This is a genomic window from Micromonospora sp. NPDC093244, assembly GCF_040683695.1.
Classification (GTDB): Bacteria; Actinomycetota; Actinomycetes; order Mycobacteriales; family Micromonosporaceae; genus Micromonospora.
The window spans coordinates 553,256-567,230 of sequence record NZ_JBFBEO010000002.1 but is presented as its reverse complement, the minus strand read 5'-3'; the positions used below and the strand labels follow the sequence as shown (position 1 = coordinate 567,230).

Genomic DNA, 13,975 nt, shown 5'->3' with positions numbered 1-13,975 from the left:
TCGGACGGTCAGCCGAGGGTCCACTGTTGGGCGGGGCTGCCGTCGCAGGCGCGCTGCCGGATCTCGTCGTCGGGCTCGTCGCCGTCGTCGTCGGCCTGCCCGCACTTGCCGCTGTGCGCGGCCACCAGCAGCACCGGGCCGGTGCCGGTGGGGGACAGCCGCCACTGCTGGTTGGCCCCGCCGTGGCAGGGGAACTGGAGCAGCCGCGCGCCGTCGTCGGTGCTGGCGCCCTCGACGTCGAGGCACTGCCCGTGGGCGGCGTTGGTAAGCGACACCGCGTCCGCGCCGGCCGGGTTGACGACCCACTGCTGCTCCGGCCCGCCGGTGCAGACGGCTAACTCGGCCCCGGCCTCCTTGTCGTCGCCGTCGAGCCCCAGGCAGAGCCCGGACGCGACCCGCAGCACCCGGGGCCCGGTGGTCGGCGCCACCGAGGGCGTCGGTGACGGTTCGGCGGACGGGGTCGGGCTCGGCTCGGCCTCCGGGGTGGTGGGCTCCGCCGCGCTGGACGGCGCGCCGACCGTGGCCGGCACCACCGGATCGCCACCGCCGCCGAGCAGGCCTGTCGCGAAGACCACCCCGAGGAGTACGCCCACCAGCCCCACCCCGAGCGCCACCCGCAGCAACGGGTCGGCGAGCGGGCCGGAACGTGCTGCCCGGCGACGGCCGCCGTAGACGGTGCCGGCGGGGTCGGGGCGTTCCTCGGGCGCGGACATACGGGTCATCCTCACCCACCGCCGTCGGCCACGGCCAGTCGGTGGGTCAGTCGACGACCCGGACGTCCTTCCAGAACGCCACCCGGTCACGCACCATCTCGGCGTCCGGCTTGGGGTCCGGGTAGTACCAGACGGCGTCCTGGCTGGTGCTGCCCTCGTGTTCGAGGGAGTAGTAGGAGGCGGTGCCCTTCCACGGGCAGACGGTGTGCGTCGCGGACTCGCGGATCAGGTCGTCGCGCAGGGCGGAGCGGGGGAAGTAGTGGTTGCCCTCCACCAGCACGGTGTCGTCGCTCTCGGCGACGACCAGGTCGTTCCACACGGCTTTCGGCATGCCTCAACACTAGGCCGTCCCGACGCCCGCGGCAGTGCTCAGCGGGTGGGCTGCGGGTCGGTGACGTCGGCCACCGTGGCGTCGAGGGCGGTGATCGCGGCGTCGGCGTCGACGGCGATGGCGAGGCCCCGTTCGCCGGCACCGAGGGTGATCTCCCGTCCGCGCAGCCGCTCGTCGGCGATCACCGGCCAGGCAGTGCTCGCGCCGAACGGGGTGATCGTGCCGCGTTCGTAGCCGGTGGCGGCCAGGGCACCGGCGGCGTCCGGCATGGATAGCCGGTGCACGCCGAGCAGGGCGCGCAGCTTGGGCCAGGACACGACCCGGTCGCCGGGGGTGAGCACGAACAGGTGGTCGTCGGCGCCCCGACGGACGACGATCGTCTTGACCACGTCCGCGACGGCCACCCCCCGGACCGCCGCGGCCTCGGCCAGGCTGCCTACCGCGCCGTGACTGACCAGCCGGTACGGCAGTCCGGTGGCGTCCAGGGCGGCGATCGCGGGCGACGGCATGACCGCCACGGTAACCGCCGGGCCTGCCGCGGGACGGGAAACGACCGGTGAGGACATCCCACGATTTCCCGGGGTGCAGGCGTAAGGTGATCACATGCGCGCTGAGCGTGTGGATCACCCCATTGACCATGATGAAGCGGTGGACACGCTGCGGCGGTCGTACGCCGCGGTGCCCACTGGCGAACCTGTCCGGCTCGCCAAACGCACCTCCAACCTGTTCCGCCCCCGGTCCGCACCACGGACCCCGGGCCTCGACGTCAGCGGCCTCAACGGCGTGCTCGCGGTCGATCCGACCGGGCGCACCGCCGACGTGCAGGGCATGTGCACGTACGAGGACCTGGTCGACGCGACCCTGCCGCACGGGCTGATGCCGCTGGTGGTGCCGCAGTTGCGCACCATCACGCTTGGCGGCGCGGTGACCGGCCTCGGGATCGAGTCGACCTCGTTCCGCAACGGCCTGCCGCACGAGTCGGTACGGGAGATGGACATCCTCACCGGCACCGGTGAGGTCGTCACCGCCCGTCCCGACGGGGAGCACGCCGACCTGTTCACCGCGTTCCCCAACTCGCTGGGCAGCCTCGGCTACGCCACCCGGCTGCGCATCGAGCTGCAACCCGTCGGCCGGTACGTGGCGTTGCGCAACATCCGGTTCACCCGGCTGGAGGCGCTCACCGACGCGATCGCCGAGGTGACCGCGTCCCGCTCCTGGGCCGGCGAGCCTGTCGACGCCATGGACGGGGTGATGTTCAGCCCCGGCGAGGCGTACCTGGTGCTCGCCACGTTCACCGACGCGGCCGGCCCGCCCAGCGACTACACCGGCCAGGCGATCTACTACCGGTCGCTGCGCCGGCGCACCCGCGACGTGCTCACGGCGTACGACTATCTCTGGCGCTGGGACACCGACTGGTTCTGGTGTTCGGCGGCGTTCGGCGCGCAGCACCCGGTGGTGCGCCGGTTCTGGCCGTCGCGGTACCGGCGCAGCGACTTCTACCACCGCCTGGTCCGGCTGGAGCACCGGCACCAGGTGGCGGCGCGGATCGACAGGCTGCGCGGCCAGCCGGCCCGGGAACGGGTCGTGCAGGACGTGGAGATCCCGCTGGAACGTACTGCCGACTTCCTGCGCTGGTTCGCGGGCAGCGTGGGGATGAACCCGGTGTGGCTGTGTCCGTTGCGGTTGCGCGAACCGGCGGGTCCCGGTTCCGCGCGGTCCTGGCCGCTGTATCCGCTCCGGCCGGGGCAGGACTACGTCAACATTGGGTTCTGGGGGAGCGTGCCGATCGCGCCGGGCGCCGCCGACGGCGACGTCAACCGCACGATCGAACGCATGGTGTCGGAGTCGGGGGGCCACAAGTCGCTCTACTCCGACGCGTACTACGACCGGGACGCCTTCTATCGCCTGTACGGCGGCGACACGTGGCGGGCGGTGAAGGACCGCTACGACCCGGACCACCGGCTGACGGGACTGTACGAAAAGGCGGTAGCACGAGCATGAGCCTGACCGACAGAGATCAGGGGGCGGCGAGCGTCCCCGCCACCCCGCCGGCGGGGGGCCGGCAGACGGGTCCGACCGTCGCCGACGTCGTCCGCGCGGTCACCGCCGGGCCGCTTCCGGTGCGGATCACGGGGTACGACGGCAGCGCCGTCGGCCCGTCCGACGCCGGCATCACCCTGGCGATCCGTTCCGAGCGGGGACTGTCGTACCTGCTCACCGCCCCCGGCGACCTGGGCATGGCCCGGGCGTACGTCAGCGGTGACCTGGCGTTGCAGGGGGTGCACCCGGGCGACCCGTACGAGGCGTTGCGGGTGCTCAAGGACGAGCTGCGGTTGCGGCCACCGTCGCTTACCGACGGGCTGGCGCTGGTCCGTGGGCTGGGCTGGGAGCGGCTGATGCCGCCGCCGGCTCCGCCGCAGGAGGCGCTGCCGCGCTGGAAGCGTGTGGTGAACGGGCTGCGGCACTCCCGGGTGCGGGACAGCACTGCCATCTCGCACCACTACGACGTCTCGAACGCCTTCTACGAGAAGGTGCTCGGCCCGTCGATGACGTACACCTGCGCGGTGTACAGGTCTCCGGACGACACGCTTGAGCAGGCCCAGGCGGCGAAGTACGACCTGGTCGCCGGCAAGTTGGCGCTCAAGCAGGGGATGCGGCTGCTGGACGTGGGTTGCGGCTGGGGTGGGATGGTGCGCCACGCCGCCCGCGAGTACGGGGTGAAGGCGCTCGGGGTGACCCTGTCGAAGGCGCAGGCGCAGTGGGCGCAGGCCGCGATCGAGCGGGAGGGGCTGACCGGGCTGGCCGAGGTGCGGCACCTGGACTACCGGGACGCGCCGGCGGAGCAGTTCGACGCGGTCTCGTCGATCGGGTTGACCGAGCACATCGGAGTGCGCAACTACCCGACGTACTTCGGGGCGCTGCGGGACCGGCTGCGACCGGGTGGGCGGCTGCTCAACCACTGCATCACCAGGGCGGACAATCGGGCGCCGCACCGCTCCGGGGCGTTCATCGACAGGTACGTCTTCCCGGACGGGGAGCTGGCCGGCCCGGGTCGGCTGATCAGCGAGGTGCACGACGCCGGGCTGGAGGTGCACCACGAGGAGAACCTGCGCCAGCACTACGCGCTGACGCTTGCCGCCTGGTGTCGCAACCTGGTCGAGCACTGGGACTTCTGCGTCTCCGAGGTGGGCGCGGGCACCGCCCGGGTGTGGGGGCTCTACATGGCCGGGTCGCGGATGGCGTTCGAGCGCAACGGCATCCAACTGCACCAGGTGCTGGCGACCCACAACGGCCCGGAAGGTGTGAACGGCTACCCGTTGCGGCCTGACTGGTTGCCCTGACCATCTACTGAACGCCGCCTGAAGCCGCGTCGAGAAAGTCGGCGCGGCTTCTCGCGAACCGATTGACAAACAAGTTTTGTACGTACAAACTGATTTTGCCATGAGAGACGTCCTGTACCTGGAGCAGATCGAGCAGGCCGAAGCCCTGCTCAAGCCGCAGCGCGTCGAGGTGCTGCGGCAACTTGCCGAACCGCGCACCTGCACCGAGGTCGCGGCCCGACTCGACCAGACGCCACAACGCGTCTACTACCACGTCAAGCAGCTCGTCGCGGCCGGTCTGGCCGAGCTGGTCAACGAGCGCAAGGTCCGCGGGATCACCGAGGGCATCTACCAGGCGGCCGCCCGGTCGTACTGGCTGTCCCCCCGGCTGGTCGGTCGGATCGGGCTGCGCAAGGCCCGCGACGAGCTGAGCCTGGGCTACCTGCTCGACCTGATGGAGGAGGTCCAGGCGGACATCGCCGCCCTGGACCGGGCCGCTCCCGAGCTGCCCTCGATCGGGGTCTCCGGCGAGATCCGGGTGCCCGCCGAGCAACGCCCCCAGTTCCTGCACGACCTGCAAACGGCACTTCAGGACCTGTTCACCCGCTACGGCGGCAGCGAAGGCGACGCCTTCAAGCTGGCCGTCGCCTGCTATCCGAAAGGGAACGACGATGAGTGAACCGTTGAAGCTGCAGGCCCGCCTGTCCGCGCCCGTCGGACGCGTCCGCGCGGCCCTGACCGACCCGGCTGAGCTGCGCGTCTGGCTGGCCGAACACGTCGAGGTCGAGCTGCCCCAGCGGTACGAGTTCTGGGGCCGCTACACGCCCGAGGGCGACGCCCCGCACCAGCGGCTGCTGCACGCCGACGACGACACGCTGCGCTTCAGCTGGCTGCTCGACGGGGTGGAGACCACCACCGAGTTCCAGCTGACCGCCGACGGCCCGGACAGCACAGTGCTGACCCTGACCCAGAGCCACTTCGACTTCGCCGAGGCGATGAGCGGCTCCAGCATCCGGGGTGTGCTCCAGACGTACTGGTCGCTGGGCATCGCCAACCTGGCCGCCCACCTGGAGGGCGCGCCGCTGCTGCCCCGCACCGACTTCACCTCCGCCGACCTGCGCGGTCAGCTGGTCATCGCCGCCCCCGCCGACAAGGTGTGGGAGTCGTTGACCGACTCCGAGCAGGCAAGCGCCTGGTTCGGCTACCCGATCGGCATCGAGCCCTGGGTCGGCGGCCGGTACGCCATGGGCGGCTTCGAGAACGGGTACGCCGCCAAGATCGTCGACCTGGAGCCGGGTCGCCGGATGTCCGTCGACTGGGGCCCCACCGGCGTCACGAACTGGGAGCTTGCCGAGTCCGGCGGCAAGACCACGCTGACCTTCGTGCAGAGCGGCTTCGACGAGACCAACCCCCCGTACGCGGCCTGGAGCGGGTCGGTGGCCGGGCTCGCCGAGCTGCGCCGCTTCCACGAGGTGCCGGCCTGGCAGCCGATCTGGCTCCCCTCCGAGGTGCCCGGTCTGGAGCCCGCCGGCTGATCCATCCCCACCGATCGCACCCGGCAGTCCGGCCTGATCCACACGATCTCGCCGGGCTGCGGGTGTGATCGGTGGGGCTGAACCTGTGACTTTTCGCTGTGGAATGGGTAATGGCGGGCGATGTTCTTCATCTTCGGTCTGCGTACCAAGGTCGACCGGTCCGGCGTCGTGCAGCAGGTCTGCCGACACTGCGGCAACCACGCCGCGCAGGTGATCACCCGCCGTTCGACGAAATTCTCCCTCTTCTTCATCCCGCTCATCCCGATCCGCACCAGGTACGCCCAGCAGTGCACGTTCTGCGGGGCGCAGTACGAGATCTCCCGGTCCGACGCCGAACGTCTCCCGGTCGGCTGAGCGTCGAATGGAGCGCTTCCTCTGCTGGCTGATCCGTCGGCCGCCGCCGTCCTCCGTCCCGCCGGTGCACACCGCCATACGCCCGCCCTGCACCCCCGGCCGGCGCAGGCGCCGTCGTGCCCGGCGTCCCCTGGCCGGCACCAGCCTGCCCCGCTCACCGTGGAACCGCTCCGCCGGCCGCTGACCACATCCGTCGCACATCCACGCCCACCGGTCCGGGCCATTCCCTTGTGGCCGGATCGGCCCGACGCGCGCGGCCTTCCGGACCTTGGCGGGCGCCGGGGAGCTGGCTAGGCTTTCGGGGTTTGCCGTGGACGGGTCCGCCGAGGGTGCACGCACGACGAAGAGCCGGAGCGGCCGTGTCGCGACAGGACGTGAAGCAGGCGGCGGGGGAGCCGACCCCTGCCGAGCCGACCCTTCCGGCACCGGCCCTGGGCGCGCCGGCCGTCGGGCAGCCCGGCGGCGGGCGGGCGGTCACCGCCGTCGCGCCGGCCAGACTGGGCCGCGCCGGGCCGGTCGCCGCGGGGTCGGTTGTTCTCCTGGAGGCGTTCTGGCTGGTCGCGGCGCTGCCCGGGGCCGCGCTTGTCAGCGACGTGGGCGGAATGCTTGTCGCCGGGTGGGCCACGGTCGCGTGCGCCCGGGTGGCCCGCCGGCATCCGGCCCCGCTGCGCCGGTTCTGGACGCTGCTCGCCGTCACCATGGCGCTCGCCGCGTGCGGCCGGGCGATCTGGACGGCGCAGCGACTCGTCGGCGGCGACCTGCCGCACACCCCGCTGGTCGGGGCGGTCTTCACCCTCGGCATCCTCACCGGCACCGCCGCGCTGCTCAGCTCCCCCTCCGCGCCGCGGACCGGGGTCGGGCGGGCCCGGACTTTGCTGGACGGGGTGATCGTCGCGCTGGCCCTGGTGCCGGTCGGCTGGGTGCTGGTGTTCCGGGGGGTGGCCGCCGCCGAACTGGCCGACCCGGCGCGCACATTGGGGCTGCTCTACCCGATGTTCGACCTGATGCAGCTCACCATCCTGGTGGCGGTCTCCGGCCCGGCCCGGCCGATGTGGCGTCCCATGAGCGTGCTCGCGGCGAGCCTCACCCTCCGGGTGGTCGCCGACGTCGTGTACGTCTCCCTGGTCGCCCGCGCCGACTACACCGCAGGGCATCCGATCGACCTGTGCTGGCCGTTGAGCTACCTGCTGATCGGTCTGGCCAGCAGGTACCCGCCGCCGCCGGACTGCGACGGCACGGACGAGACCGCCGAGTCACCGCCTCCGCCCTGGTGGCGGGTCGCCCTGCCGTACCTGCCTGTGGGCGGGGCGATCATCGCGGTGCTGCTGGCCCGGCGACCCACCGGGCAGACCCCCCAGCTGATCTTCGTGACGATGATGGTGCTGCTCGCCGCCCTCGCCGTACGGCAGGGTTTGGCCGCCAACGAGAACCTGCGTCTGGTGGTCCGGCTGCGCCGCCTCGCGTACGGCGACCAGCTCACCGGGCTGCCCAACCGCCTGCTGTTCAACCGGCTGCTGCGGCTGGCCCTGCGCGACAGGCGGCAGGTGGCCGTGCTGCTGCTCGACCTGGACGGGTTCAAGCAGGTCAACGACCGTTTCGGGCATGCCACAGGCGACACTCTGCTGACCGGGCTGGCGGCCCGGATGCGCGCCGCCGTGGACGACGACGGCACCATCGCCCGGCTGGGCGGGGACGAGTTCGCGGTGCTCGTGGACCGCGACCGGGGGGTGTCGCCGGAGCGGCTCGCGGAACGACTGCTGGACGCCCTGCGCCCCGTGGACGGCGCCGACGACGTGGGCGTGCACCCGTCGGCGAGCATCGGCATCGCCGAGTACGGCCCGCAGCACACCTCCCACACCGACCTGCTGCGGGACGCCGACATCGCCATGTACGCGGCGAAGGCGGCAGGCAAGTCGTCGTACCGGACGTGCACGTCGGGGCTGCGCGAGTCGGCCGTCTCCCGCGCCGAGCTGATCGCCGACCTGCGTCGGGCGGTGGACGAGGAGCAGTTGCACCTGGAGTTCCAGCCCATCGTCGACCTGTGCACCGGGGCGGTCCGCAGCGCTGAGGCGTTGGTGCGCTGGCGGCATCCGCGGCTCGGGATGCTGCCGCCGGCGAGGTTCCTGCCGCTGGCCGAGGAGACCGGGTTGATCCTGCCGATCGACAGGTGGGTGATCCACGAGGCGTGTCGGGCGGCGGCGACGTGGCGGGTACGTGCGCCGGAGGCCACGGTGGCGGTGAACATCGCCGCCGCGCACCTGCGCCGGCCGGATCTGATCGCCACAGTCACCGCGGCCACCGCGGGTGCCGGGCTGGCGCCGCGCGCGTTGACCCTGGAGTTGACCGAGTCGGCGCTGATCGAGGGCACCGACGCGGTGCTGGAGCGGCTGCACCAGCTCCGGGAGCTGGGCATGGCCATCGCCATCGACGACTTCGGCACCGGCTACTCGTCGCTGAGCTACCTGCACCGCATCCCGGCCACCGAGTTGAAGATCGACCGCTCGTTCGTGGCCCGGCTGGGGTCGGACGACCGGGCGTACGCCACGGTGGAGATGATCACCCGGCTGGCCGGCGCGTTCGACCTGACTGTGGTCGCCGAGGGGGTGGAGACCGAACGCCAGCACGAGGCGGTCACCGCGATCGGCTGCCCGCGCGGTCAGGGCTATCTGTACGGGCGGCCGGACGGCGCCGCGACTGTGGGTCAGAATCGGGCTTGACCCTCACGCGACGGCAGGCGGAAGCCTGGTTCCCGGAAGGGACGGGAACCATGGCGTACACGGTGGGTCAGGTGGCGAGGGTGGCCGGCGTCACGGTGCGGACGTTGCACCACTACGACGAGATCGGTCTGCTCTCGCCCAGCGGACGGACCGCGGCCGGTTACCGCCGCTACGACGACGCGGACCTGCAACGGCTGCAACTCGTTCTGTACTACCGGGAGCTGGGTTTCCCGCTTGAGGAGATCGCCTCGATCATCGACGACCCGGCGGCCGATCCGGCCGCGCACCTGCGCCGCCAGCACGAGCTGCTGACGGTACGGATCAAGCGGTTGCAGGAGATGGTGACGGCGATCGAGTTCGCGATGGAGGCGAGCAAGTTGAACATCCAACTCACTCCCGAGGAGCGGTTCGAGGTCTTCGGTGACTTCAGGCCGGAGGAGCACGAGGCCGAGGCGGAGCGGCGCTGGGGCGACACCGACGCGTACCGGGAGTCGAGCCGGCGGGCCTCGCGCTACAGCAGGGACGACTGGCTGCGGATCAAGGCGGAGAACGAGGACTGGGGCCGACGGATCGTCGCGGTGCTGGGCTCGAACGCTCCGGCGGACAGCCCGGAGGCCATGGAGCTGGCCGAGGAGCATCGGCAGATCATCGGTCGCTGGTTCTACGACTGCTCGTACGAGATGCACACCGGCCTGGCCGACATGTACCTGGCCGACGAGCGGTTCACCGCGCACTACGAGAGCATCGCCCCTGGGCTGGCGGCGTACCTGAACGAGGCGATCCACGCCAACGCGATCAGCCGCGCGTGACGCGGTGCGGTCCGGCTAGTCTGGCCGGACCGCACCCGCCCCCGGGGAGATGACAGTGCAGAAACCGAAGCTGATCGCCGCCGGTGCCGTCCTCGCCGTGGCGGCCGCCGCCGGGGTGTGGGCGCTTGTGGCGATGGGGGACGAACCCGGTGAGAGTCGCCCTGCGGCGTCGGCGGGCCCGACCGACCCGGTCGGTGTGCTCAGGGCCGCCGCCGGGAAGGTCGACCAGCAGACCTACAAGCTGGCGTTGAGCAGCGGCGGGACGACGGGCGCGGACGGCACAGTGGTGCTCTGGGACCCGAAGGCGAAGCGTGGTCTGGAGACCACGTCCCTGAAGGTGCCCACCGGCGAGGTGAAGATCGAACGACTCACCACCGGGCCGGATGTCTATGTGCGGGTCAGCGCCCCGGACCGGCGCATTCCGGTCTGGGACGGCAAGACCTGGTGGCATGTCGGTGCTCCGGGCTCACCCCCCGCCAAGCAGGGCCTGGACAACACCAAGTTGGCAGGCACGCTCAGCACGGCGACAGTCGTCCGGCAGACCGGCGCGCGGGAGTACGCGGGCACGTTGGACCTGCGTCAGAGCGGTGCGGTGCTGGGCGAAGGGGTCGGCGGTGTGCTCGGTGACCGGGCCGGTGCGGTGCCGTTCACCGCTGCCGTCGACGAGCAGGGGCGGCTGGTCCGCTACCGCATCGAGCTGGCCAGCGAGCAGTCGCAGACGGCCCAGCTCGACCTGACGTACTCGGACTTCGGGTTGTCGGTGACTGCCGACCCGCCGCCCGCGGACGTGGTCGGCGAGGACCCGCCGGCGAACATCCCCGGGGCCTGACGGTCCGTCATTCCTCGACGGCGCCCTCGGTGGGTGTGACCAGGAAGTCGTAGACGGTGCGGGCCATCCGGCGGACCGTCTCGTCGCCCGTGGCCATCGGGCCGGCGGTGAGGAACGCGACGGCGGTCTCGGTGCCGGGGATCAGGTAGTAGCCGACGTCGTGGGAGGCGTCGGGCAGGTCGCCGGTCTTGTGGGCGACAGGCACGCCGGGTGGCAGCGCCGCCGGGATCTTGGTGTTCAGGGTCTGCTCCCGCATGAAGCCGATCATCAGGTCGCGGGAGGCGGGAGTGAGGATCTCGCCGTCCCAGACCGCGCCGAGCAGGGACACCACGTCGTCCGGGCTCGTGTAGTTCTCCTCGCCGCGCTGGGCGGCGGCGCTGTCGAGCATCCGGCGGGCCAGGATGGTGGACCGCTGGTTCATCGAGTCGATCAGCGCGTTGACCGGGGCGAACCCGCCCAGGTAGGTGATCAGCACGTTCGCTGCGATGTTGTCGCTGTACTTGATCAGATATTTCGCGAGTCGGTGCAGGGTCACCACCTGCGGGAACGTCTCGTACTGGAGCTGGCCGGTGCCCCCGACCACATCGGCCGGGGTGACCAGCACGCCCTCGCCGAGCGACACCTGTCCACAGTCGACACGGCGGAGCAGCTCGACGAGGATCCACAGCTTGATGACGCTCGCGGCCTTGGGGCGAAGCGATCCGTTGACCGCGATCTGCTGGTCGCCGTACCGGCCGGACAGGTCGCGTACCGTCGCCCCGGCCGGGTTGAGGTTCGCGTCGCCGACCACCCGGGCGAGTTGCCCGCTGAGTGGGAACAGCCGGGCTCCGGCCACCGGGTCGGTGGGCGGCTGTGGGCTGGTGACCACCACGCCTGTCAGCTCCACCGGCTGTGCCTGCGGTCCGGAGACGATGAGCGCGCCCTCGGTGCGCCCGACCAGGGGCACCCGGTAGCGGAACCGTCGGCCGTCGACTGTCACCTCGCCGCTGGCCACGCCGGCGGCCACCCGCATGGTCGGGTCGGCGACCCGGCCGGTGTCGCCGTCGCAGGCGCGGTAGCGCACGGTGCGCCCGAGCGGATCCACCGCGAACGCCCCGCCGGGGAACGACAACCACGACACCTCGCTGGTCGGCGCCCGCTCCGGCGTCGGGTCCACACCGGGCTCGTCGCCCTGGTCGTCGCCGGGCTCACCGCCGTACCCCGGCTCGGTCTGCTGCGCCGGGTCCGTGCCGGGCCCGCGACCCGGGTCGTCGGCGGTGGCCGGCCCGGTCGTCGCGACGACAGCGAGCGCGATCGCCGCCGTCAGCAGCTTCAGCCGTACGCCGGAACTTTTGTCGCTTTTCCTCACGTTTGCACGATAAGAAGCGCGAGAGGCCGCTGAGGCCAGCGGGAACGCCGTCACCCGTCCGGGCGGCGATGTCCTCTCGGTGACATACCTCAGCGGTATAAATATGACTCCGCGGTATCAGGCGCATCAGCAATCACCCGACCCGAGGGACGCCCATGTTGATCATTGCCGGCAGTCTGCGTGTCGAGCCGGGCGCGCGCGACGACTACCTGGCCGGGTGTCACCAGGTCATCGCGCAGGCTCGGGCGACCCCCGGCTGTCTGGACTTCCTGCTCGCGGCCGACCCGCTCGACCCGGGCCGGATCCACGTCTACGAACGCTGGGAGTCGGCCGAGCAGTTGGCGGCGTTCCGGGGCTCCGGGCCGAGCGACCCGCAGACGGCGGCCATCCTCGACGCCGCCGTCAATCGCTACCTGATCTCCGGCGTCGAGGCGGCCTGACCCGGGCGCTACAACAGCAGGTCGAGCAGGAGTACGCCCAGGAAGCCGACCACGGAGATGATCGTCTCCATCACCGACCAGCTCTTGATGGTCTGCCCCACGGTCAGTCCGAAGTACTCCTTGACCAGCCAGAAACCGGCGTCGTTGACGTGCGAGAAGAACAGCGAGCCGCAGCCGATCGCCAGTGCCAGCAGGGCAACAGCCGGCCGGTCCATGCTCGCCGCGAGCGGCGCCACGATGCCCGCCGCCGTGATCGTGGCGACTGTCGCCGAGCCGGTGGCGACGCGGATGCCGACCGCGACGAGCCAGCCCAGCAGCAGCGGGGAGAGACTCGCGTCCTTGGCGGCGTCGGCGACCAGGTTGCCGACCCCGGCGTCCACAAGCACCTGCTTGAACCCGCCGCCGGCCGCCACGATCAGCAGGATGCCGGCGATCGGCGGCAGGGAACCGCCGATCACCGACGAGACCTGGGACCTGTTGAACCCCGCCTGGTAGCCGAGCGTGAACATCGCCAGGATCACCCCGGCGAGCAGCGCGACGATCGGCGTACCGACGATGTCCAGCGTCTTGCGCCCCGCCGTGTCCTCGCCAAGCGTCAGCTCGCCTATCGCCCGCAGCAGCATCAGCACCACCGGCAGCAGCACGGTGATCACCGCTGGCCAGAACGCAGGGGTGCGCCGGGCCGTCTCGGTGCCGCTGTCGTCCACCGGCGCGCCCGGCCGGCCCCCACCCGGGTTGACCAGGTCGTCGTCGGTGAGCAGGTCACCGTCCACATCGCGCTGCTCCGCCCCCGTCGCCGACCCGGATGTCCGGCCGGCGTCGCGGCGGGTCGGCAGCAGGGCGGCTGGCGCGGTCGCCGGCACGTACCGGGCGATGACGGAGCCGAACACCGGCCCGGCGATGATCACCGTGGGGATCGCCACGAGCAGGCCCAGCCCGAGCGTCAGACCCAGGTCGGCGTCGAGCGAGGAGATCGCCACAAGCGGGCCGGGGTGCGGCGGCACGAGGCCGTGCAGCACCGACAGGCCGGCCAGCGCCGGAATGCCGATCTTCATGAGTGGTACGTCGGTGCGCATCGACACGAGCAGCACGATCGGCACCAGCAGCACCACGCCGACCTCGAAGAAGAGCGGCAACCCGATGAGCGCGGCCACCCCGGCCATCGCCCAGGGCAGCGCCCGGCCGGAGACCCGGTTGACGATCCGGCCGACGATGCCGTCCGCGCCGCCGGACTCGGCGAGGAGGCCGCCGATCATCGCGCCGAGGGCGATCAGCAACCCCACACCGCCGACAGTCGAACCCACCCCGGCGGTGAACGAGGTGATCATCTTGTCGGGCGCGACGCTGGCGACCACGCCGAGCACCGCCGCGCCGAGGATCAGCGACAGGAACGGGTGCACCTTCGCCCAGGCGATCAGCAGCACCACTGCCGCGATACCGAGCAGGGCGGCGACGACGAGTTGGGCGTCACCGGCGGTGGTCACCGGTTCGGCAGGCGCGGCGAGGGTGGTCAACGGTGCGGCGAGGGCGGGGGCTGGGGGCACGGGGATCACGACCTTCGGGACGGGGTCGGCCCGAG

14 protein-coding genes are annotated in these 13,975 nt (G+C 71.7%); 9 read left to right on the top strand and 5 right to left on the bottom strand.

Annotation, left to right across the window (positions count from 1 at the left end; all coding sequences use genetic code 11):
- Positions 1-8 precede the first annotated feature (8 nt).
- From AB0N27_RS12675 to AB0N27_RS12665, 3 genes are read right to left on the bottom strand one after another with little or no spacing between them, the layout of a single operon-like run.
- Positions 9-713 (bottom strand): RICIN domain-containing protein, encoded by a 705-nt coding sequence (locus tag AB0N27_RS12675; RefSeq protein WP_364370652.1) that lies wholly within the window; start codon positions 711-713, stop codon positions 9-11.
- A gap of 46 nt (positions 714-759) precedes the next feature.
- A complete protein-coding gene (locus AB0N27_RS12670) occupies positions 760-1,044 on the bottom strand; it encodes a DUF427 domain-containing protein (protein ID WP_364367616.1) in 285 nt (94 codons plus the stop codon).
- A 38-nt stretch (positions 1,045-1,082) separates the two neighbouring features.
- The gene (locus AB0N27_RS12665) at positions 1,083-1,553 is read right to left on the bottom strand and encodes a YbaK/EbsC family protein (RefSeq protein WP_364367614.1); all 471 of its coding nucleotides are present in this window, start codon (positions 1,551-1,553) and stop codon (positions 1,083-1,085) included.
- A 94-nt stretch (positions 1,554-1,647) separates the two neighbouring features.
- Between AB0N27_RS12665 and AB0N27_RS12660 the strand changes: the two genes are divergently transcribed.
- From AB0N27_RS12660 to AB0N27_RS12625, 8 genes are all read left to right on the top strand, one after another.
- On the top strand, positions 1,648-3,045 hold the full coding sequence (locus AB0N27_RS12660; protein WP_364367611.1) for an FAD-binding oxidoreductase: 1,398 nt from the start codon (positions 1,648-1,650) through the stop codon (positions 3,043-3,045).
- On the top strand, positions 3,042-4,385 hold the full coding sequence (locus tag AB0N27_RS12655; protein WP_364367608.1) for a class I SAM-dependent methyltransferase: 1,344 nt from the start codon (positions 3,042-3,044) through the stop codon (positions 4,383-4,385). Before AB0N27_RS12660 ends, AB0N27_RS12655 begins: the two co-directional genes overlap by 4 nt.
- Before the next feature lie 100 nt (positions 4,386-4,485).
- Positions 4,486-5,043 carry a helix-turn-helix domain-containing protein gene (locus AB0N27_RS12650; protein ID WP_364367605.1) on the top strand — a complete coding sequence of 186 codons (558 nt, stop codon included), beginning with the start codon at positions 4,486-4,488 and terminating at the stop codon, positions 5,041-5,043.
- Complete coding sequence (locus AB0N27_RS12645) at positions 5,036-5,899, top strand: SRPBCC family protein (protein ID WP_364367602.1); 864 nt, start codon at positions 5,036-5,038, stop codon at positions 5,897-5,899. Before AB0N27_RS12650 ends, AB0N27_RS12645 begins: the two co-directional genes overlap by 8 nt.
- A gap of 120 nt (positions 5,900-6,019) precedes the next feature.
- Positions 6,020-6,253: a zinc-ribbon domain-containing protein gene (locus AB0N27_RS12640; protein WP_354818008.1), complete on the top strand. Its 234-nt coding sequence runs from the start codon at positions 6,020-6,022 to the stop codon at positions 6,251-6,253.
- A gap of 359 nt (positions 6,254-6,612) precedes the next feature.
- A complete protein-coding gene (locus tag AB0N27_RS12635; protein WP_364367598.1) occupies positions 6,613-8,970 on the top strand; it encodes an EAL domain-containing protein in 2,358 nt (785 codons plus the stop codon).
- A gap of 50 nt (positions 8,971-9,020) precedes the next feature.
- The gene (locus AB0N27_RS12630) at positions 9,021-9,779 is read left to right on the top strand and encodes a MerR family transcriptional regulator (RefSeq protein ID WP_364367595.1); all 759 of its coding nucleotides are present in this window, start codon (positions 9,021-9,023) and stop codon (positions 9,777-9,779) included.
- Positions 9,780-9,834: 55 nt separating this feature from the next.
- Positions 9,835-10,608: a hypothetical protein gene (locus AB0N27_RS12625; protein ID WP_364367592.1), complete on the top strand. Its 774-nt coding sequence runs from the start codon at positions 9,835-9,837 to the stop codon at positions 10,606-10,608.
- A 7-nt stretch (positions 10,609-10,615) separates the two neighbouring features.
- On the opposite strand, the gene AB0N27_RS12620 is transcribed toward AB0N27_RS12625, so the two are convergent.
- Positions 10,616-11,956, bottom strand: a complete 1,341-nt coding sequence (locus AB0N27_RS12620) for a serine hydrolase (RefSeq protein WP_364367589.1) — start codon at positions 11,954-11,956, stop codon at positions 10,616-10,618.
- Positions 11,957-12,111: 155 nt separating this feature from the next.
- On the opposite strand from AB0N27_RS12620, the gene AB0N27_RS12615 reads away from it, so the two are divergent.
- Entirely contained in the window at positions 12,112-12,396 is a 285-nt protein-coding gene (locus AB0N27_RS12615) for an antibiotic biosynthesis monooxygenase (protein ID WP_364367586.1), read from the top strand.
- 8 nt (positions 12,397-12,404) lie between these two features.
- On the opposite strand, the gene AB0N27_RS12610 is transcribed toward AB0N27_RS12615, so the two are convergent.
- Positions 12,405-13,940 (bottom strand): SLC13 family permease, encoded by a 1,536-nt coding sequence (locus AB0N27_RS12610; protein WP_364367583.1) that lies wholly within the window; start codon positions 13,938-13,940, stop codon positions 12,405-12,407.
- Between the last annotated feature and the right edge of the window lie 35 nt (positions 13,941-13,975).

What these genes read in the sequence shown, in the direction of transcription:
- AB0N27_RS12675 (WP_364370652.1), bottom strand. Translation starts at nt 713, where the DNA reads ATGTCCGCGCCCGAGGAACGCCCCGACCCCGCCGGCACCGTCTACGGC.
- AB0N27_RS12670 (WP_364367616.1), bottom strand. Translation starts at nt 1,044, where the DNA reads ATGCCGAAAGCCGTGTGGAACGACCTGGTCGTCGCCGAGAGCGACGAC.
- AB0N27_RS12665 (WP_364367614.1), bottom strand. Translation starts at nt 1,553, where the DNA reads ATGCCGTCGCCCGCGATCGCCGCCCTGGACGCCACCGGACTGCCGTAC.
- AB0N27_RS12660 (WP_364367611.1), top strand. Translation starts at nt 1,648, where the DNA reads ATGCGCGCTGAGCGTGTGGATCACCCCATTGACCATGATGAAGCGGTG.
- AB0N27_RS12655 (WP_364367608.1), top strand. Translation starts at nt 3,042, where the DNA reads ATGAGCCTGACCGACAGAGATCAGGGGGCGGCGAGCGTCCCCGCCACC.
- AB0N27_RS12650 (WP_364367605.1), top strand. Translation starts at nt 4,486, where the DNA reads ATGAGAGACGTCCTGTACCTGGAGCAGATCGAGCAGGCCGAAGCCCTG.
- AB0N27_RS12645 (WP_364367602.1), top strand. Translation starts at nt 5,036, where the DNA reads ATGAGTGAACCGTTGAAGCTGCAGGCCCGCCTGTCCGCGCCCGTCGGA.
- AB0N27_RS12640 (WP_354818008.1), top strand. Translation starts at nt 6,020, where the DNA reads ATGTTCTTCATCTTCGGTCTGCGTACCAAGGTCGACCGGTCCGGCGTC.
- AB0N27_RS12630 (WP_364367595.1), top strand. Translation starts at nt 9,021, where the DNA reads ATGGCGTACACGGTGGGTCAGGTGGCGAGGGTGGCCGGCGTCACGGTG.
- AB0N27_RS12615 (WP_364367586.1), top strand. Translation starts at nt 12,112, where the DNA reads ATGTTGATCATTGCCGGCAGTCTGCGTGTCGAGCCGGGCGCGCGCGAC.